This window comes from Bifidobacterium asteroides, assembly GCF_019469425.1.
Taxonomy (GTDB): Bacteria; Actinomycetota; Actinomycetes; order Actinomycetales; family Bifidobacteriaceae; genus Bombiscardovia; species Bombiscardovia asteroides_I.
On the sequence record NZ_CP048272.1, the window covers coordinates 1,319,432 to 1,339,480 of the forward strand.

General features: G+C 64.1%; 16 protein-coding genes, 1 tRNA gene and 1 riboswitch. Of the genes, 3 read left to right on the forward strand and 14 right to left on the reverse strand.

Annotated features, from left to right (window positions below; translation table 11 throughout):
* The first annotated feature begins 35 nt into the window (after nt 1–35).
* Nucleotides 36–314: a WhiB family transcriptional regulator gene (locus tag GYM67_RS05420; RefSeq protein ID WP_015021978.1), complete on the forward strand. Its 279-nt coding sequence runs from the start codon at nt 36–38 to the stop codon at nt 312–314.
* Between the two features lie 114 nt (nt 315–428).
* Here the strand turns inward: GYM67_RS05420 and GYM67_RS05425 are convergent, their stop codons facing one another.
* Nucleotides 429–1,916, reverse strand: coding sequence for a sensor histidine kinase (locus tag GYM67_RS05425; protein WP_220235966.1), 1,488 nt, complete (start codon nt 1,914–1,916; stop codon nt 429–431).
* A gap of 168 nt (nt 1,917–2,084) precedes the next feature.
* Between GYM67_RS05425 and trhA the strand changes: the two genes are divergently transcribed.
* A complete protein-coding gene (gene trhA, locus GYM67_RS05430; protein WP_220235967.1) occupies nt 2,085–3,005 on the forward strand; it encodes a PAQR family membrane homeostasis protein TrhA in 921 nt (306 codons plus the stop codon).
* A gap of 123 nt (nt 3,006–3,128) precedes the next feature.
* Here the strand turns inward: trhA and GYM67_RS05435 are convergent, their stop codons facing one another.
* The 13 genes from GYM67_RS05435 to GYM67_RS05495 all read right to left on the reverse strand — a co-directional run bounded on the left by GYM67_RS05435 (nt 3,129) and on the right by GYM67_RS05495 (nt 17,914).
* Nucleotides 3,129–3,608, reverse strand: coding sequence for a GreA/GreB family elongation factor (locus GYM67_RS05435; protein WP_220235968.1), 480 nt, complete (start codon nt 3,606–3,608; stop codon nt 3,129–3,131).
* Between the two features lie 105 nt (nt 3,609–3,713).
* Nucleotides 3,714–4,121: an FKBP-type peptidyl-prolyl cis-trans isomerase gene (locus tag GYM67_RS05440; protein WP_220235969.1), complete on the reverse strand. Its 408-nt coding sequence runs from the start codon at nt 4,119–4,121 to the stop codon at nt 3,714–3,716.
* 90 nt (nt 4,122–4,211) lie between these two features.
* Nucleotides 4,212–4,297 (reverse strand) — tRNA-Leu (locus GYM67_RS05445).
* Nucleotides 4,298–4,321: 24 nt separating this feature from the next.
* Complete coding sequence (locus GYM67_RS05450; RefSeq protein ID WP_220235970.1) at nt 4,322–5,323, reverse strand: Ppx/GppA phosphatase family protein; 1,002 nt, start codon at nt 5,321–5,323, stop codon at nt 4,322–4,324.
* An 11-nt stretch (nt 5,324–5,334) separates the two neighbouring features.
* Entirely contained in the window at nt 5,335–5,925 is a 591-nt protein-coding gene (locus tag GYM67_RS05455; RefSeq protein WP_258561601.1) for a DUF501 domain-containing protein, read from the reverse strand.
* A gap of 181 nt (nt 5,926–6,106) precedes the next feature.
* Entirely contained in the window at nt 6,107–6,691 is a 585-nt protein-coding gene (locus tag GYM67_RS05460; RefSeq protein WP_220235972.1) for an FtsB family cell division protein, read from the reverse strand.
* Between the two features lie 95 nt (nt 6,692–6,786).
* Complete coding sequence (eno, locus tag GYM67_RS05465; RefSeq protein WP_220235973.1) at nt 6,787–8,082, reverse strand: phosphopyruvate hydratase; 1,296 nt, start codon at nt 8,080–8,082, stop codon at nt 6,787–6,789.
* Nucleotides 8,083–8,125: 43 nt separating this feature from the next.
* The gene (gene mfd, locus GYM67_RS05470) at nt 8,126–11,749 is read right to left on the reverse strand and encodes a transcription-repair coupling factor (protein ID WP_220235974.1); all 3,624 of its coding nucleotides are present in this window, start codon (nt 11,747–11,749) and stop codon (nt 8,126–8,128) included.
* Complete coding sequence (pth, locus tag GYM67_RS05475; RefSeq protein ID WP_220235975.1) at nt 11,739–12,338, reverse strand: aminoacyl-tRNA hydrolase; 600 nt, start codon at nt 12,336–12,338, stop codon at nt 11,739–11,741. The genes mfd and pth overlap by 11 nt, the downstream gene beginning before the upstream one ends.
* Nucleotides 12,339–12,378: 40 nt before the next feature.
* The gene (locus GYM67_RS05480; protein WP_220235976.1) at nt 12,379–12,909 is read right to left on the reverse strand and encodes a GNAT family N-acetyltransferase; all 531 of its coding nucleotides are present in this window, start codon (nt 12,907–12,909) and stop codon (nt 12,379–12,381) included.
* Nucleotides 12,906–16,112: a UPF0182 family membrane protein gene (locus GYM67_RS05485; RefSeq protein WP_220235977.1), complete on the reverse strand. Its 3,207-nt coding sequence runs from the start codon at nt 16,110–16,112 to the stop codon at nt 12,906–12,908. Before GYM67_RS05485 ends, GYM67_RS05480 begins: the two co-directional genes overlap by 4 nt.
* 9 nt (nt 16,113–16,121) lie before the next feature.
* Nucleotides 16,122–17,285 (reverse strand): glycosyltransferase family 4 protein, encoded by a 1,164-nt coding sequence (locus GYM67_RS05490; protein WP_220235978.1) that lies wholly within the window; start codon nt 17,283–17,285, stop codon nt 16,122–16,124.
* Entirely contained in the window at nt 17,282–17,914 is a 633-nt protein-coding gene (locus tag GYM67_RS05495) for an NAD(P)H-dependent oxidoreductase (RefSeq protein WP_045935486.1), read from the reverse strand. Before GYM67_RS05495 ends, GYM67_RS05490 begins: the two co-directional genes overlap by 4 nt.
* Before the next feature lie 133 nt (nt 17,915–18,047).
* Nucleotides 18,048–18,206, forward strand: a riboswitch (M-box (ykoK) riboswitch).
* A gap of 97 nt (nt 18,207–18,303) precedes the next feature.
* Here GYM67_RS05495 and GYM67_RS05500 point away from each other — a divergent pair.
* Nucleotides 18,304–20,043, forward strand: a complete 1,740-nt coding sequence (locus GYM67_RS05500; RefSeq protein WP_220237426.1) for an ABC transporter permease — start codon at nt 18,304–18,306, stop codon at nt 20,041–20,043.
* Nucleotides 20,044–20,049: the final 6 nt, after the last annotated feature.

Genomic DNA, 20,049 nt, shown 5'->3' on the forward strand with positions numbered 1-20,049 from the left:
AAACATTGATAAAAACTTCTTGGAGGCTTAGGTAGATGAGTAATGCGTTTGATTGGCGCGCTAAGGCTGCTTGCCGTGACAAGGACCCTGAGCTGTTCTTCCCCGTCGGCAACACAGGTGCAGCCTATCAGCAGATCGAGGAGGCCAAGGCCGTGTGCCGGACCTGCAAGGTCATTGACGCCTGTCTGAAGTGCGCGTTGGACACGAATCAGGATTACGGCGTCTGGGGCGGACTGAGCGAGGACGAACGCAGGGCTCTGAAGCGCCGGGCCATGCGTGCGCGCAGGTCCCAGGCCATGCAGATGCAGTCCTGAATCCTTCCCGATTGCGCCAAACAGCAGAGGGGCGATGGCTTGACGCCATCGCCCCTTTCTTTTTCTGAAAAGCACCCTTCGTTAGCAGGTCTCCGGGCTTACAAGGTGCTCGTCTCACACGTCCTGGGCCACGCGCAGCTTGATGTTGATGACCACTCGGGTGCCGCCATCCCGACGGGGCTCCCACTTGACCGTGCCGCCGAAGTCGTTGGTGACAAAGGTGTTGATGATCTGCGTGCCCAGACCGGACCCGGTGGAACGAGCCCGGCCCTGATCCGATTCGGTGCTGTAGCCGTTGCCGTCATCCTCGACCACCACATTGAGGTTGTTGCCGCCCCGGCCCACCGATATGGTGATGTGCCCCTCGTCACGGCCCTCGAAACCATGCTCGACCGCGTTGTTGACCAGCTCTGTCAGCACCAGGGACAGGGGCGTGGCATCCTGGGCAGGCATCATCCCGAACTTGCCCACGTAGGAGATGGTGATGTGCTGGTCGCTGGTGGTGGCCAGGTCCACGCTCATCTTCAGCAGGTTGGCGATCACCTTGTCGAAGTCGACAATCTCGTCAGCAGTCTGGCTGAGGCCCTCGTGGACCACGGCGATGGTCTGGACGCGGCGCTGGGCCTCCTCCAGCTCTTTGCGGACCTCATCGGACTTGGTGCGTCGGGCCTGCAGCCGCAGCAGGGCCGACACAGCCTGGAGGTTGTTCTTGACCCGGTGGTGAATCTCGGAGATGGTGGCATCCTTGGTCTGCAGCTCCTTCTCCCTACGGCGCAGCTCGGTCACGTCCCGGCAGAGCACGATAGCGCCCGTCCTGCCCTGCTTGCCGTACAGCGGCAGGGAACGCATGGAGACGGCCGATCCGTTGGCGTCCAGCTCCGAATCCACGGCCGCCTTGCCTGACAGGACCAGCGGCAGGGAGTCGGGCAGGGGATCGTTCTCCTTGAGCAGGGAGGTGCCGATCTCGCTCAGGTACTGGCCGATCATGGTCTCCACCGATCCCAGCCTGCGGAAGCAGCTGATGGCGTTGGGCGATGCGTAACGCACCACGCCGCTTGGCGTCAGCACAAAGAAGCCGTCGGCCACCCTGGCGTTGTGCCGCTGGTTGAGCACCGAATCCGCGTAGGGGAACTCGCCTCGGGTGATCATCTCGAAGAGCTCCTTGCCTGCGTTGATGCTCTCGCTCTCGTAGCGGCCGTTGGACTCGCGGGTGGCCATGTTGGTCTCACGCACCACCAGGCCCAGGGTTTTGCCCTGGTGACGGATAGGAGCGTAAACGTCGCATACTGTGGCGCGGCCGATGGTGCGCAGCTTGGTGGACCGCAGCACCCCCTTGGACCGCATGGCGGCCTCCAGCTCCTCACGTTGGTCCGACGGGAAGGGTTCCCCCACCACATCCTCGGTGCGCAGGGACATGACCGTAGAGGGCCGGCACTGCTCGGCCACGGTGAACTCCTCCTCGCCCGTGCGCAGCAGGAGCAGCAGGTCGGCAAAGCTCAGATCGGCGATGACCTGCCAGTCGGCCACCAGGTGGTGGAGCCACTCGCGGTCCTCCTCATTGCAGTCGTCGCATGATGCCAGAATCTCGGAAAAATCAGCCATGCACTCCATCATACAAAGGGCCCTCGGAAGCAGACAGGCGGGTCATGCCAAGGGCGATGGTGACATGCGCGTCCAATGCATAGGTCTGAGGTAGGGTGGTTCACGGATGTTTCGCCCCGGCAACCGGACACGACAGGCCCGGACCAGTCAAGGGGCCGAGGGAGGGCCATGGCAACCAGGACCAACGAGGACGACAGACCGCCCGAGGATCAGGGGGTCGATCCCGAACTCGAACGCCGCCGCCAGCAGCGCCGCCAGGAGCTGACCTACCTGCGCCGGGATGCGGAAGTGGCTCACGAGGCCCATCTGCAGGCCAGGGCAGACGCAGTGCGCGCCAAGGCCAAGGCCAAGGCTGCGAGGATCATGGCAAAAGCCGAGATCAAGGCCTCACGGATCGAGGGAATCCCCGACATGGAGATCGAGCGCAAGGTCCGTCTGGATGTGCACGGTCGCCCCAAGCCCCTGCTGCGCGGCTGGATCCACGCTGTGGCCGCCCCCCTGGCCCTGGCCGCCGGCATCGTACTGATCTGCCTGGCCCACGGCACTGGCCTCAAGCTGGCATGTGCAGTCTTCATGGTCGCCTCGCTGGCCCTCTTCGGCAACTCGGCTCTCTACCATCTGGGTGACTGGACCCCTGGGACCACGGACGTGCTGCGCCGCCTGGACCACGTCAACATCTTCCTGCTCATCGCCGGCACCTACACGCCTATTTCCTTCGCACTGGAACCCTTCTGGCGGCGGGTCATCATCCTGGGCATGTGGGGGGCCAGCCTGGTGGCCATGATTGTCCACGTCTTCTGGATCGATGCTCCCCGCTGGCTCTACACCCTGGTCTACGTGGTTTTCGGAGTCTCGGGGGTGGGCTTCCTGAAGCTCTTCTGGGACTCCCCCATGGCCGGTCCGCCTGTCGTTTGGCTGATTGTGGCGGGTGGCTTGGCCTACATTCTGGGTGCGATTGTCTACGGCCTGCGCCGGCCGGACCCTTGGCCCCGGGTATTCGGCTTCCATGAGATCTTCCACTGCGGCACGGTCATCGGCTACGCCTGCCACATCGTGGCCATCTACCTGGTGGTCTGCAACCTGCGCTGAGCAAGCTCGCCAGTCCGACTGCCTTACGAATCAAGCAGCTGCTTATAGATGAAGCCGCCCCCGTCGATCGTGGCGGGGAGCGGCTTCATTCAAGCCGGGCTGGGACGGTGAGGGGTTGTCCCGCTACTTGAGGGGCTGGGCATCCTTGACGGTGACCGAAATGTCCTTGCCATTGGGAGCCTCGTAGGTCACAGTCTGCCCCTTCTTGGCGCCCATCAGGGCCGCGCCGATGGGCGACTCGGGGCTGATGACGTCATATTCGGTGGCCACGGTCAGATCCCTGGAGCCCAGCACATAGACCATTTCGTTGCCGGCCATGGTCAGGGTCACCAGGGAGCCGTTGCCCACCGTGCCCGCCTTGGGGGCCTTGAGGATCTTGGCGTTGCGAAGCTTGACGATCAGCTCGTTGATCCGCCCCTCGTTCTTGCCCTGCTCCTCGCGGGCAGCCTGATAGCCGCCGTTCTCGCTCAGATCGCCCTCGGCCCGAGCCGCCGCAATGCGTTCGGTGATCTCGTCGCGGTACTCGCCCTGACGATGGTCAAGCTCCTCCTTCAACTTGTCGTAAGCGGCCTGTGTCAGCAGAATCGTCTTTTCCTCAGCCATGTGATTCCTCCTTATTTGATGCACTTGTCTCGTGGCCCGACCTGGACTGCAAAGTCAAGAGTATGAAAAAGGCGCCGGCCCTCACCGGCGCCTGGAGACCCTTGTCTACCGTGTCGATATGATGTCGATCACGAAGACCAGAGTATCGTTGCCGCCGATGCCCGCCTGGGGCATCCCCTGACGACCATATCCGTACTCCGGCGGAATGGAGACCACCAACCTGGACCCCACGTTATGACCGGGCACCGTCTGGTCCCAGCCACGAATGACCTGCCCGACGCCGATGCCGAAGCTGGCCGGCTGATGACGCTGAAAGCTCGAGTCGAAGACCTGGTCCGAACCCCAAACGACGCCGTGATAGTTGACGGTGACAGTATCGCCCTTGTGGACGACAGGCCCATCCCCCTCGACCAGTTCCACGGCGCGTAGCCCGCTGGGCGCAGGACCATGGAAGGTTATGGTCGGCGTGGCGCCGAATTCGGCGTTCACCTCGGGCATGGATCGGTCACTCATGACAACTCCTTTGGTTTTCTTGCGTACCAGAGTATCGGTTCGTCGGCCGGGTGACAAGTTGCAACACTGCCGTCCAAGCCGACGAGGCCTTGGTGCCCCGGGTGGGAATCGAACCCACAAGCCGGTGAAGGCGGCGGATTTTAAGTCCGATGCGTATACCATTTCGCCACCGGGGCCGTAACCCATAGCGCCTTATTATATCATTCGCGCAGGAGGGTCCGACCGTAGTCCAGGACCAGGCCATCCAAGAGGCCATGCTCGCTGGCCACATAGGTTCCAGAAGCCAGTGCACTCGGGCTGGCCTCGCCTAGTCGCTCCAGCAGACGGCTCCAGATCAGGGCGCCGCCGCCGATCACATCCACACGCCCGGGATGGATGGCTTTGAGCTCCCGACGCTCCTGACGGCTCATGTCCAGCACCTGGTTGTCAACCCTGCGGGCCGCATCGACCGAAATGGACTGGCCATCGACGGCATGGCGATCGTATACCGGGCATCCCAGGGCCAGGGCGCTCATGGTGGTGACCGTGCCGGAGACCCCGATCACACTGCCTACCCTGGCTACAGGGACCTGGCCGAAGGCCCGGTCGATCCAGCAGTCGACATCCTCAAGCGCCTGGTTGATCTGCTCCTGGGTGGGCGGATCGTCCAGCAGATGGCGCTCGGTCATCCGAACGGATCCGATGTTCATGGAGTAGGAGGCTCTGACTTGGTCAACAGGCAGATCTCTCCCGTCCCCGCCCAGGACCAGCTCGGTGGAGCCACCACCCAGATCGACCACCAAGTAGGGTGCAGGAGGCATGTCGGCGCTGACCCGCTGCTCCAGAACGCTGACCGCGCCCAGAAAACTTAGCGAGGCCTCCTGGGGGCCGCTGATAACCTCGGGCATAACTCCCAATATGGAACGCACCCCTTCCTCGAAACTATCGCGGTTATCGACATCCCTGGTGGCTGAAGTGGCCACAAAGCGCAGGCCATCCACCGGGTGCTCCTGCAGCTGCTGGGCGAAGATCCGACATGCCTCAAAGGTGCGCTCCAGGGCCTGGTCAGCGAAACGGCGGTTACGGTCCACGCCCTCCCCCAACCGGATGACCCGCATCAGCCTGGGAGCCACCGGATGGAGCCCCTGGCGGTCCACCTGGGCTATCAGCAGACGTATAGAGTTGGTGCCGCAGTCCACGCCCGCCACTGTCACCTGATCCATGGAAGCCCCTTTCATTGGTTTCCCTGCCAGTTCTCTTGCCCGGATGTCTCAGTCCAAGGCTGGGCACACCGGCAGACCTGCGGGTCGAATGCCTGACGCACCAGCCCCAGGACCCGGTCGCCCAGGGGATTGACCCCCGAACCCATAACCAGAGACTGGGCGGTCAGAGCATGCAGACACTTGACCCGCTTGGGCATGCCACCGGCCGAGACTCCGGCGATGTGCCCCTCGTCGTCGCCCAGCAGCTTGGCCAATGCAGAGCGGAAGACCAGATAGAGCTCGTGGGCCCTATGGTAGGCGCTGGCCAGATCCGGATCCGAACCCAGCTCGGCATTCCAGTCGGCCATGACGCCGTCAGCCTCCAGCCGGGAGACGGCCTTGACGGCCTCGGGGCTGGTCAGATAGCAGGTGGTCGGAAAGGGTGTGCCATCTTCCAGCTGGGGCCGAGTGACCACAGCCAGCGGATTCCCACAGACGCAACGGGCACCCACAGCCACCATGCCCCGCGGGTAGCGGCCGAGCTGGCTGTTCACGACGGCTATCTGATCCGGTGTGGCCGGGGTCGCCAGAAGCTCCTGGACGCGATTGCTGACCGCCACCAGGTCCCGGTCAGTAACCAGGTTGGAGAGTCTAGGCTCGGTCCGGAGCTTGACTGCGGCTCGAGATTCCACTGCTGCCTGGGGCCTTTCCTGGGCCTTGATCACGCTGTCCTCATCTTTCCTGATTGTTCCCTGCTGCTGAGTTCATTAACAGTTGGCACGACGAAATCCCAACCTTCGAAGTTCACTGCCCTCCCCCGTCCTCGGATGAGGAGGATCCCTCAGAGCCACCTGGACTGCTTGAACCAGACGGACTAGCAGATTCGTTCGGGCTGGTTCCGTCGCCATGTTGCTGGCCTGTGCTCCCCTTGCTCCCATTAGCAGCCGAGTTCTGGTCGGCCTTGGCAAAGGAGTACGCCATCTCCTGATACCAGGGCAGAGAATTCTTCCTCGGGGCCCGAACTCCCCTGCTTCCGGCCTGGTCCTTGTCCTTGCCTCCAGTGACTGCCTCCGGGTGCAGGACCCGGATAGCCTCCTCGTCGGGAAAGACGAATCCCAGACGGTCACGGGCCTGGGCAGTCACATAGGCCTTGTCGTCCCAGCGCCGGATTTGGTTCTCCAGGTCACGCTTGTGCTCGACAAGCTGGGCCTGCTGGTTGCGCAGGCCGTTGAGCTCGGAAAGATTGATGGCATAGGCATGGAAGGTGGAGACCAGCTGGATCAGTCCCAGGGCCACGATGATGATCGCCACAAAGAAGGTGATGGGTCCCGACGACCGCCTGCTCGTCCGCCGGTCGCCGCCGCCACGTTTGTTCTTGGCCATACCCATAAAAATACCCGCGGCAGCCGACGCGGACCGCCACGGGTGAAAGACTCTACAGTCGCGTCAAAACCTGCAAGAGGTCCGGCCCGACTGGCAAGGCCTTACTTAGTGTACTTCTTGCAGGCCTTGAAGGCGCTGTATCCGGCGTACTCAGCGGTGGAACCAAGCTCCTCCTCGATCTCCAGCAGCCGGTTGTACTTGGCGATGCGCTCGCCACGGGCCGGAGCACCGGTCTTGATCTGGCGGGTGTTCTTGGCCACAGCCAGGTCTGCAATGGTGGTGTCAGAGGTCTCGCCGGAACGGTGGGAAACCATGGAGGTGAACCCGTTTGCAGTGGCCAGCTCGATGGCGTCCAGGGTCTCGGTCACGGTGCCGATCTGGTTGAGCTTGACCAGCAGGGAGTTGGCGGCCTTCAGGTCGATGCCCTTCTGCAGCCTCTTAGGGTTGGTCACCAGCAGATCATCGCCCACGAACTGTAGGCGGTCGCCCATGGCGGCGGTGATCTTCTGCCAGGCGCCCCAGTCCTCCTCAGCGAAGGGATCCTCGATGGAGACCAGCGGGTACTTCTCGACCAGACCCTGGTAGTAGTCCAGCATGTAGTCGGCGTCGCGGTCCTCGCCGTCGAAGTGGTACTTGTCAGTGTCCTTGTTGTAGAACTCCGAGGAGGCCACGTCCAGGCAGAGGCCGATCTGCTTGCCGGGCTCGTAGCCGGCAGCCTGAATGGCGTCGACAATGTACTTCAAGGAGTCCTCGTTGGACTTCATCTTGGGGGCAAAGCCGCCCTCGTCGCCCAGGCCGGTCTCGTGTCCGTCCTTCTTCAGGATGCCTTTAAGGGTGTGGTAGACCTCGACGCCGGCGCGCAGGGCCTCCCGGTAGGATTCGAAGCCGTAGGGGGAGATCATGTACTCCTGGATGTCCGTGGCGAAGTCAGCGTGGGCGCCGCCGTTCATGATGTTCATGTTGGGCACAGGCAGAATATGGCCGTTGGTGCCGCCCAAGTAACGATAAAGAGGCAGCTCGGCGGACTCGGCAGCCGCATAAAGCGCAGCCAATGAGACGCCCAGAATGGCGTTGGCGCCCAGCTTGCCCTTGTTAGGGGTGCCGTCCAGATCAATCATGGTCTCGTCCAGAGCGCGCTGATCGGTGGCGTCCATACCGATGACATTGGGAGCGATGGTCTCATTGACCGCCTTGACGGCATCCAGGACACCTTTGCCCTGATAACGCTTCTTGTCGCCGTCCCGACGCTCCCAGGCCTCGGCCTCTCCGGTGGAAGCGCCGGAGGGAACCAGACCGCGCCCCTCGGCGCCGTCCTCGGTCTGCAGAACGACCTCGACGGTCGGGTTGCCACGGGAATCAAGAATTTCGCGCGCGAACACGCTTTCAATTGCTGCCACAACTGCTCCTTCAATAAGTTGTTGTGATGTCTCTTACAGGATACTAGTTTTGTTGGACCGGTGCGTTGCCCGTCGGCGTTCCCTGATCCGAGGACTTGGGCAGCCCCCAGGCCAGGTCGTCCAGAAGGGTGTCCACCCAGGCGGTCATGGCCGCCGAATCCATGGGGCCCGAACCCAGCGACCCCGCAAATGGCGCGGGAACCATCAGTGTCTGCGTCACCGGTCGATACTGGCTGCCCTTGTAGATGCGGGCAATCCTGGCCTGGAGGGAGTCGGGCATGGCCACAGGCCTGATCCGCACTCTGGAGCCCTGGGAGGCGATCTCCGCTATGCCCGTCGAACGAGCCTTGGCCCGAAGCCGGGCCACAGCGAAAAGGGTGTCGAACTGGGCCGGCGGACGCCCATACCGATCGGTCAGTTCCTCGTGCAGGTCGCGCAGATCCTGCTCGTTGCGGGCCGAGGCCAGCTTGCGGTAGGCCTCAAGACGCAACTTGTCCGAGTCTATGTAGTCCACTGGAATGGAGGCCTCCAGGGGCAGGTCGATGCTGACGGTGACAGGTTCGGTCCGTCCGGGTTCCTTGTACTCCTCCACCGCCTCGGAGACCATACGCACGTAAAGGTCGAAGCCGACCCCTTCGATGTGGCCGGACTGCTCGTCTCCCAGCAGGTTGCCGGTGCCGCGCAGCTCCAGGTCCTTCATGGCCACGTCGTAGCCAGAACCCAGCGCCGTGTTCTGGGCGATGGTGGCTAGCCGGTCGTGGGCGGTCTGGGTCATGGGCCTGCTGGGGTCATAGAGGAAGTAGGCGTAAGCCCGTTCCCGACCTCGTCCCACCCGGCCCCGCAGCTGGTGAAGCTGGGAGAGCCCGAAACGGTCGGCCCGGTCCACGATCAGCGTGTTGGCGTTGGGAATATCCAGGCCGGTCTCGACGATGGTGGTGCAGACCAGCACATCGATGTCCCGATGCCAGAAGTCGCGGATGACCCCGTCCAGCTGCTTCTCCCCCATCTTGCCGTGGGCCACGCCCACCTTGGCCTCGGGGACCAGGGTCTGCACCTTGGCCGAGACCTTGCCGATGTCCTCGACCCGGTTGTGTATGTAGAAGATCTGTCCCCCGCGCAGGAGTTCGCGGCGAATGGCCGCGGTCACCTGGGCGTCCTCGTAGGCACCCACATAGGTAAGCACCGGCAGACGGTCCTCGGGGGGCGTAGCAAGGGTGGACATCTCCCGGATGCCGGTCACCGCCATCTCCAGGGTGCGAGGGATTGGCGTAGCCGACAGGGACAGGACGTCCACATTGGTCCGCATAGCCTTGAGGGTCTCCTTGGCCTCCACGCCGAAGCGCTGCTCCTCGTCCACGATCATCAGACCCAGATCCTTGAAGCGGATGCGGGGGTTGAGCAGCTTGTGGGTGCCGATGACCACGTCCACGGCCCCACTGGCCAGGCCCTCCATGGTGGCCTGGTTCTCCTTGGCGGTCTGGAAGCGGCTCATGGCGGCCACGTCCACCGGGAAGCCCTCGAAGCGCTCGGTGAAGGTCTGGTAGTGCTGCTGAACCAGCAGGGTCGTGGGCACCAGAACCACCACCTGCTTGCCATCCTGAACAGCCTTGAAGGCGGCACGAATGGCTACCTCGGTCTTGCCGAAGCCCACATCCCCGCAGATCAGGCGGTCCATGGGCACTGGCTTCTCCATGTCAGCCTTGACATCGTCGATAGCGGTCAGCTGGTCGGGCGTCTCCTGGTAGGGGAAGGCATCCTCCAGCTCCTTCTGCCAGGGGGTGTCAGGACTGAAGGCGAAGCCCTTGGTGCGCTGCCGGGCCGAGTAGAGCTTGACCAGGCCTTGGGCGATCTTGTGAACATGCTTGCGGGCCTTGGCCTTGGTGGCCGACCAGTCGGATCCGCCCAGCTTGTTGAGCCTGGGAATTTCGGCGCCGATGTAGCGGCTGACCTGATCCAACTGGTCGGCCGGCACGAAGAGCTTGTCTGGCGGGGCGTTGCGCTTGGAGGGTGCGTACTCCAGGACCAGATACTCCCGGCTGCCCTTGCTGGGGCCTACGCCCACGCTGCGCTGGCGCATGCCCAGGAAGCGGCCGATGCCGTGCTGATCGTGGACCACGTAGTCGCCGGGCTTGAGCTCATCTAGGTCGATGGCCTTGCGCCGGCGGTTGGAGGTCTTGCTGCCGGCGGCCACACTGGTGCGCCCCGTCAGGTCGCGCTCGGTCAGCAGGGCCAGATGGGCGGACTGGTCCACGAAACCGTCCACAGCCAGGGAGCGGTGGTACTCCAAGCCGGTGATGCCTGTGGTCTGCACGGCCCGACGCAGACGACTCAGCGTCCCCTGGGCCGGAGCGGTGACCACGACCCGGTCGCCTCGTTCCAACAGGGAGGCGATGCCTGAGGCGGCCCGATCCTCGTCTCCGCGGTACTGGTCCGGTGCCAGGGCATCCAGACGCTCAGCCCCTTCCTGGTCCGGATCCACCGACAGGTCGGTCAGCTTCCAGACCTCCCCCTTGCGGTATTCCAGGGATGAGATGACCTCGTCGTAGTCCAGGAAGCTGGCACTGTCGAAGCTGATGGGCGCGCCCGAGCCCTGCCCGGAGGCTGCCACATGCCAGCTGGCGGCCAGGAACTCGTTGGCGGTCTTGACCAGGTCCTGGGCGGAGCGGGCCAGCAGCTGTGGTTCCGACAGCAGAACCAGAGCGCCCTCGGGCAGCATGGACCCTACCGGCACCAGATCGTCGACCAGGGCAGGCAGGAGGGATTCCATGCCCTCTACCGGAATGGCCTGGGCGATCGACTCCAGCATGTCGTCGGCGTTGGGGATGCTCCCGATCAGGGAGCGGGCACGGGTTCGGACCTGGTCAGTCAGCTGCAGCTCGCGGCAGGGCGGCGCCCAGATCCGGTCCAGCTCTGGGCCGTAGGTGCGCTGGTCGGAGGCGTGGAAGCTGCGGATAGTGTCCACCTCGTCTCCGAAGAACTCGATGCGCACCGGATGGGCCATAGTGGGGACGAAAACATCCAGAATGCCGCCTCGGACGGCGAACTGGCCGCGCTCCATGACCAGATCCACACGGGTGTAAGCGTTGCGGACCAAAGCTTCGACTGCCTGGTCCAAAGGCATGTCCTGGCCGCGCAGGAAGACCAGGGGCTCGACATCCTGCAGACCCTTGACCACCGGCTGCAGGAGGGAGCGCACAGGCATGACCAGGATGCGGATGGGGCCGAAATCAGGGTCATCCTCTACCGGGTGGACCAGCCGCCTGAAGACGGCCATCCGCGAGGCCACGGTGTCTGCCCGGGGTGAGAGCCGCTCGTGAGGCAGGGTCTCCCAGGAGCGCAGCAGGGCCACATCACGCGGGTCGCCCTCATACCAGGAGCGGATGGCGCCGGTCATCTCCTGGGCGTCACGCTCGGAGGGGACCACCAGGACGACCGGGCCACGTCCGGCCGCTGCGGCGACCAGGGCTGGTCTGATCCCCTGGGGAGCCTGGACCATGAGGGAGGTGTCGGTGTCAGCCGCAGGCTGGGAGTCTCCATGGACCAATCTATTGAAGGCAGCATCCGCCTGCAGGGCGTCCAGGAGGGGACGCAGGGACCCGTTCAGCGATTCCTGGGGCTCCGCATTCTTGCTGGCCCCCTGCCCTGTCTGGGTATGCTCATCGACCATTGAACTGCTCCTGAGCCTGGCTGAGGCCCTTGACGATCACGGTTTCCGCGGCATCCGCGCCGTCGGCCAGGAACTCGGGCAGACGCTTGCGCTGATCGCCGACAAAGGTGCCCAGAACCCAGTCCACAGTGCGGCGGTGGGCATCGGGACCTCTCCGGGCATGCCCTACGCCCATGCGGACCCGGGCGTAGGCATTGCTGCCCAGGGAGCGGTCTATGGAACGGATGCCGTTGTGCCCGCCAGAGGACCCGCCAGTCTTGACCTTGATCCGGCCGAATTCCAAGTCCATATCGTCATGGATGACCACGACCCGGCCAACTGGTATGTGGTAATAAGAGCAAATAGAGGCCAGGGCATCGCCGGAGTCGTTCATGAAGGTCAATGGCTTGGCCAGAAAGAAGGGTATGCGCCGTCCGTCAAGATCCAGGGTGCCCCTGCCCAGCTGGGCCAGACCCTTGTGGTCGCGCAGGTTGACCGACCATCGTTCAGCCAGCAGATCAGCGCACATGAAGCCCATGTTGTGCCTGGTGCCCTTATACTCGTCACCCGGGTTGCCCAGTCCGGCTATCAGCCAGAAATCGGATGCCATGTAGGTGATACCTCCTGCTCTCAAACGGGACGGTGAGATTCTACACAGTCTCCCCGACCCCGTTTCGCTCAAGGGACAGGCTCCAGTAGGAGACGTCATGCAGGACGAACCGGTCCCAGGCTGCCTGGGGCAGGAGGCCGAAGCAACTGAACCCAAACCGGTGCAGCAGGGCCTTGGAGGCCGAATTGTCATCGAAAATGATGGCCACAGCCAGACGCATGCCCTCCTGCTGGGCGCGCTCCAGCAGGGAATGGACCATCAGAGCTCCCAGGCCCCGTCCACGGCTGTCGCGATCCACGTAGTAGCTCAGCTCACAGGTCTCCTGGTAGCCGGGCCGATCGTAATAGGCTGACAGGGAGCCGAAAGCCAGCACCTTATCCTCCTGCTCCAGGACCAAGGCAGGATGGCCGTGGTCTGGATCATGGGCCAGTAACCATTCCAGACGCTGGTCCAGGTTGACCGGGGCCGTATCCGCAGTGGAGCCGCCATCCATGACCGCCTGGTTATAGATGGCGGTGACCGCCTCCAGGTCCCCGCGACGGCAGAACCGGATGCGCGGGGTGACGCTCACTTGTTGCCGCCCTCCTGGTCGGAGGCCTCCTTGAGGGCTTCGCGCAGACGGTTCTGCGCCTCGCCGTAGGCACTGAAGTCACCCTTCTTTAGGGCGGCATCGCCGTCGCTCATGGCCTGGTTGGCCTTGTCCAAGGCCTGTTTTAGGGCCTGTCCTGCTGTGGCCGATGCCCCGCCAGACCCGGCGGTCTTGTCCGGGGCCTTGCCGGATTGCTCGCTCTGGTCAGCATCGGAATTGGTCCGTCCCGTGTTGTCGGCATCACCGGCCGATGCACCCGAGTTGCCCTGGAAGGTCTTGTCGAGGGCCGCATCCAAGGTCGCTGAGGAAGAGACCTTGTCTCCGAATGCTACCAAAACCCGCTTGAGCAGGGGGAAGCTGGTGGCGCCACTGGACTGGACGTAGACCGGCTGGATGTAGATCAGCCCGCCGCCTATGGGCAGGGTCAGCAAGTTGCCGCGTTTGACCTTGGTAGATCCGGACTGGAGCAGGTTGAGCTCAGTCGAGACCGCAGCATCCGAGTTGAAGTTGTTCTGGGCCTGCCCAGGGCCTGGCACATTGGAATTCTTGGGCAGCTCCATCAGCCGGATGGTCCCGTAGTCCGGGCCTATCACCCCCTTGGTCGACCCGGCGTCGGAGTCCACAGACAGAAATCCAGTCAGGATCTCCCTGGTGGAGGTGCCGGCGGGAATGAAGGTGGAGGTCAGCGAGAAGGCGGGCTTGTCAGTCCCCGGGGTCTGCAGGGTCAGATAGTAGGGAGGCTGCTTGATCCCGGCCTTCTGCTCCTTGCTGGTGCCGGTCGGATCCACGGGGGTCTGCCAGAAGTCTTCGCCAGAGAAGAACTGGCTGGCTGAGTTGACGTGGTACTGGGACAGGAGCTGGCGCTGCACCTTGAACAGACTCTCTGGGTAGCGCATGTGACTCATCAGGTCACCCGAGATGGACGAGAGCGGCTTGAATTGGCCGGGGAAGACCTTCTGCCAGGCCTTGAGCACCGGATCCTTGGCATCCCAGGCATACAGATCCACCGAGCCGTCGTAGGCATCGACCGTAGCCTTGACGGAGTTGCGGATATAGTTGGCCTTCTGGGAGCCTAGGCCCTTGACGGCCTCGGAGCTCAGGGTGGTCGTGTCCTGGGTGATGGGACCCAGGTCCACCTTTTGGGAATAGGGGTATGCGTCAGAGGTGGTATAGCCGTCAACGATCCACTTGACCCTGCCATCTACCACAGCCGGATATACGCGTCCATCAAGAGTCAGATAGGGGGCGATCTGGGCCACGCGCTCCTTGGGTGAGCGGTTGTAGAGGATCTGCGAGTCGGGGGTGACGCGGTCCGAGAAGAGGATCTGGTCGGATCCGAAGCGGATGGCGTAGAGGACCCGGGCCAGGAAGTTGCCCACCGAGGGGCCGCCGTTGCCCTTGAAGGTGTTGGTGGCTCCCTTGGAACCGGTGGGATAGTCGAACTCCCAGCCCGATGAACCCTGTGGCGCGCCGACGATGGAGTACTCGGGCGCGTTGGGCGAGAAGTAGATTCGCGGCTCGTAGTGCTGGCTGTCGGTCAGCTTGCCCTTGGTGGGGATGTCCTGCTCGAAGAACTCGGGCTGCCCGTCAGGGGTGACCTTGTTGCCATAGGCGGCCACGATGCCGTAGCCGTGGGTGAAGACCGTGTGGTCATTGACCCAGTTGCGGTTGTCGTTGCCCTCCAGGTCCAGCTCGCGAGCGCCGATGACCGTATCCTGGCTGACTCCGTCGATGTCGTACTTGTCGACGGCCAGGGTGTCCTCGAAGGTGTAGTACTGCTTGGACTGCTGCAGCTGGCGGAAGGTGGGGGAAACCACCTGGGGGTCCAGCAGACGAATCTGTGCGGTGGTCTCCGCATCACGGGAGAGGGCGCCCGACTGGACCTCGGTGGTGGCGTCATAGGCCTCGGTCTTGAGCTTGTCCAGCCCATAGGCCTTGGTGGTGGCCGCAATGTTGCGCTGGATGTAGGCGGACTCCATCTCCTGGGCGTTGGGGTTGACCCGGAAGCGCTGGACCAGTGCCGGCCAGAAGACGGTCAGCAGCAGGGACAGGACGATGGTGACGGCCACAGCCATGACGGGCACCCGCCACTGCTTGACGGCCGAACCCAGCGACCCTGCATGGACACGGCCTGGTTCAAGGGTGTGTGAGCACAGAATCCATACGGCCAGGATGATGCCCAGCAGGGCCATGACCACGGACATGATCAGGGTGACGGGGATGGCCGCCTTGACCGAGGTGTAGGAGGCGCCGGTGATCCGATCGCCCTCCTCGGTCAGCCTGCCGAAGACGCCCAGGGCGGTGTCGCCGGCCCAGACCAGCATGAACAGGACCAGCCAGACGGCCACCTGGCGACGGGCGGGACGGGTCATCTCCAGAATGCCGCGTCCATGCACGGGCATGGTCAGCCGAATGCCACCCATGAGGAAGTTGGTGACCAGACTGAAGACCGTGGCCGCCAGCAGCATCATCAGCAGGGAGGAGACCAGCAGCTGCAGGCCGGGCAGGATAAAGACGTAGAAGCCGTTGTCCAGACCGAACTGGGGGTCACGCACCCCGAAGGACTGGGCGTTGAAGAGCAGGAGCACCTGCTTCCAGTCGGCGTTGAACTGGAAGCCGAAGAAGACACCGACGACCAGGGAGACCACCACGGCCACCTTGAGCGCCCTGCTTGAGGAGACCCCCTTGCCGACCTCAATCAGATCACCCTTGACCCTGATGGTGGACCCGTCGGGCGAATCGGGACGGCTACGGATGGCCAGTACGGCCGAGAGCAGGGTCACCGCGGCCAGCAGCAGGGCGTAGGCCAGCCATAGACCCACCTTGATGCCCAGCTGGGTCCAGACGATCTGCGCGGCTCCCAGCTGGGAGAACCACATGACATCGGTGATGAAACGGCTGAGCGCGAACAGGAGCAGCAAGACGACCAGGACGACGGCCACAACCACCGCCAGGATCCGCGAGCCCCGGGAAGGCCCGTCACTGCCCTTCCTGCGGGAAGTCAGCCGGGGATCACCTGGTCCGGGAAAGCGGAAACGAGGCGTACCGCCGCCCTCCTGGCCGGGACCCTCCCCATCGGTTTGCACGTGCAGGATGACCGGGTCGTCTTCATTGCGACGCCGGCCTGGTCCTCCTGGACCGCCCTCAGGGTCGAACATGGAACCGAAGAAATCGAAGAATGACATGTACCTAGCCTACATGAGACGGCGGTCTTGAATGGCTTGCCGGTAGACCTCCTCCACCTGATCGGCCACGGTGGTCACGTCGTAGCGGTCCAGGAGCGCAAGCTGGTCATGGCGCACGTTCCGCCTCCAGGAAGCGTCCCCCAGAGCCTGGGCAACTCGCCGGGACAGCAGTTCGGGGGTGTTGGGCGAGTCGACGGGCACCAGAGCCCGCTCATCGCCCATCAGGGTGGACCGGTAGCCGGGATTGTCCCCGGCCAGCACCGGAGCCGTGCCCGAGGCGATGGCCTCCAGCAGGACGATGCCGAAGGACTCACCCCCGGTGGAGGGAAAGACGGTCAGGTCTGAGGAGGCCAGCAGGGCGGGCTTGTCCTTCTCATCCACAAAGCCGGGGAAAGCCACCGGGGTGCGCAGGACAGCGGCCTTCCGACGGCAGTCCTCCAGCAGCGGCCCCTTGCCGGCCATGGTCACATGCAGGCCCTCAGGCAGAATGCCGTCCCGCTCCCCCGCCTGGAGGGCCGAAAGCAGGATCCCAGCCCCTTTGCGGGCCACGAACCGTCCCAGAAAGACCAGATGCGGCCCCTGGCCGTGCAGACGCGCCACCTCCTGGTCTCCGGCGGCCTGTCGGGCCCGGCGCAGGGCAGCCACATCCACGGGATTGGCCACCACCCTGCTGGGCACACCGGCAGTCCGCCGGGCATAGCCGGCCGCCACAGGCGAGACCGCGATGACCCTGTCGATGCGCCTATGGGTCCTGCGGTTGATCATCCCCAGCAACCGGCCGCCCAAGAGCTGCAGGTTTCCCGTGGGGGCGATGTGGTAGGTGGCCACCAGGGCCGTTGCCGGATCTGCGGCCCGGATGACACGCCCGGCCAGGAAGGGGCTGTAGGGTGCCTGAACATGCAGCAGGTCGAAGTGCCCGGCCTCCAGGACCCGGCGGATGGGCGCCTTGGGCGCAGGCAGCGGTATGCGCATCCTGTTGCCGTTGAAGGAGACCATGACGTTACGGGATAGGGAGTGAACCCCGTCAACCGGCGGATGGGCGGTCTGCCCGACCAGGTACTGGACCCTATGGCCCCGCCTGCCCAGCTCCCGTCCCAGGGTCAGAATGTGCTGCTGAACCCCGTCAAACACATCCAGGGTGTCATCGAAGACGAACCCGATGTTGAGCGTCACTGAGCGTCCTGGCCTGCTCCGGGCTCGGTCCCTGCAGCCAGCTGACGACCCTTCAAGGCCAAGGCCACCAGGTGCCGGTCGGCGGCCTCCCGCGCCTGCTGCTCGTCGTTGCCCGAGTCCAGCTTGTCCACATAGATGGTCTCCACCTGGGCGACCTGGCAGTACTTGAGGAAGGTCTGCCTGCGCAGCTGGTTGTCCAGGGCCTCACCGACGCCGCTGGACTGGTACCATTCCTTTTCCCCGCCGGTCAGCATGATCAGCTCCACCCGGCGCCCGGCCAGGGCCCCCGGGGTTCCATCAGCGTGGTAGGCGAAGCCCCGGCAGATGACCCGGTCGATGAAGCCCTTCATGATGGCCGGCATGCTGTACCAGTAGACGGGGAAGACCAGGGCCAGCACGTCCGCATCCTTGATGCGCTCCTGCATGGCCTGGGCATCCTCGGGCATGGGTCCCTGGCCCAGGTAGTGGGTCCTGTCCTCCATGCCGAAGACGGGATTGAACCCCTCGGCGCAAAGGTCGATCAACTCGGTGCGAGCCCCGCCCTCGGCCGCCCCGTCCAGCAGGGCATTGCCCGCCGCATCGGTCAGGCTCTTGGGTTCGGGGTTGGCCGTGACTGCCACGATCTTCATGGGGATTCGCTCCTTACATTCCATTTCACGCCTGCACCGACTGCGTGCAGACCCTTGTCATTGTCAGCCCTGGCAAGGACGGCAACACTGGTTCGGCAAATGCTTGACACTGCTCCTGGGCCCATCTATGTTATTGGGTGGTCGGTAGGTGAAGCTACCGCATGGACAAGGCATGCTGCCGCAAAGTGGTGGAGACACCCCGCGCAGGTCAACAGTCCCCGTCGGATCAAGGCAGGGACTAATGCAGGGCCAAATACCATGCGAAGCCGAAGCTTGAACGATGACAATGGTCGGCTCATGGCCGATCGCCACGCCGTCTTCGAGGCTGCCGACAGGGATGTTCCGCACCTTGGAGGGAGGCCATCGTGAATACTGTCGCACTGCCAGGAATGCTCCGTTCGCCACTGAACGACGACCGCAGCCAGGCATCGCGCTCCACCCGCATATGGACGGGTCTGGCCGTAGCCATAGGCGCCCTGGTCCTGCTGGGGGCCCTGGCCTATCTGCTGCCGGCCCTGGGCGCGCCCATCGGCCCGGCCGGGGTACCCTCGCACGTCTCCACCGACCCGGCCAACCTGCCCTACTACGCGCTGCGCTCCCTCTTCCGCATGTTCACGGCCCTGATTATCTCCCTGGTCTTCGCCTTCCTCTACGGGCTGGCCGCCGCGCGCTCCCGCCGCCTGGGCGCCGTGCTCATCCCCCTGCTGGACATTCTGCAGTCGGTGCCCGTCCTGGGCTTCCTGTCGGCCACCATCTCCATCTGGCTGGTCCTTTTCCCCGGGTCGATCATGGGCGTGGAGGCGGCCTCCATCTTCGCCATCTTCACCAGCCAGGCCTGGAACATGGCCTTCTCCTTCTATAACTCCCTGACCAGTGAGCCCGCCGACCTGGACGAGGCGGTGAGACTGATGCGCCTGACCCGCTGGCAGCGCTTCTGGAAGCTGGACGTGCCCAACTCCATGATCCCCCTGCTCTGGAACTGCATGATGAGCATGGGCGGCGGCTGGTTCTTCCTGACCGCCTCCGAGATGATCTCGGTCAACAACAGGACCCTGGCCCTGCCCGGCATCGGCTCCTTCGTGGAGGAGGCCACCGCCGAGCAGGACCTGGGCAAGGTGGGCCTGGCCATCCTGACCATGATTGTGGTGGTCCTATTGATTGACTTCCTGCTCTGGAAGCCGCTGACCGCCTGGGCCGAGAAGTTCCGCTACACCAGCAGCCAGTCCACCGAGCCCCGACGCAGCCTGGTGCTGACGGTCATCCGCCTGTCCGGGGTCAAGGACCTCTTGGGCCTGGTGGGCCACCCCCTGGCCGACCTGCTGGACCGGATCACCCGCCCCCTGGGCCGCACCGGGGCACGCTGGAGCCGTGGCGAAGTACACAGGAGGACAGGCGACCTGGTCTGGTGGGCCTGCCTGGCCCTGATCGGCCTGTGGGGACTCTGGCAGCTGGACCGTCTGGTCATCCGCCCGCTGGGTCTGGGCGAGGTCGGCCACGTCTTCCAGCTGGGCCTGCTGACCTTCCTGCGGGTGCTGATCCTGATGGTGGTCTGCACCATCGTCTGGGTGCCCATCGGCGCCCTAATCGGCATGAATCCGCGCATCTCCCGCTACCTGCAGCCCCTGGTGCAGATCCTGGCCTCCTTCCCGGCCAACTTCATCTTCCCCTTCGTCACCATGGTCTTCATCATCTGGCGGATCGACATCAACTGGGGCAGCATCCTGCTCATGGCCCTGGGCACCCAGTGGTACATCCTCTTCAACGTCATCGCCGGGGCCTCGGCCATCCCCGACGACCTGCTGGAGATGTCGCGCAGCCTCGGCCAGAACCGCTGGCAGCGATGGAAGACCCTGATCCTGCCGGCCCTGTTCGGCTCCTGGTGCACCGGCGGCATCACAGCGGCCGGCGGGGCCTGGAACGCCTCCATCGTCTCCGAGGTGGTCTCCTACGGCAAGACGGAGCTGACGGCCAAGGGCCTGGGTGCCTACATCGCCCAGGTGACCGCCACCGGAGACACCCCCCGCATCATCCTGGGGGTGGCCGTCATGAGCATCTTCGTGGTCCTGGCCGACCGGTTCTTCTGGTCTCCCCTGCAATCACTGGCACAACGGCGCTATTCCCTGACATGAGAAGTC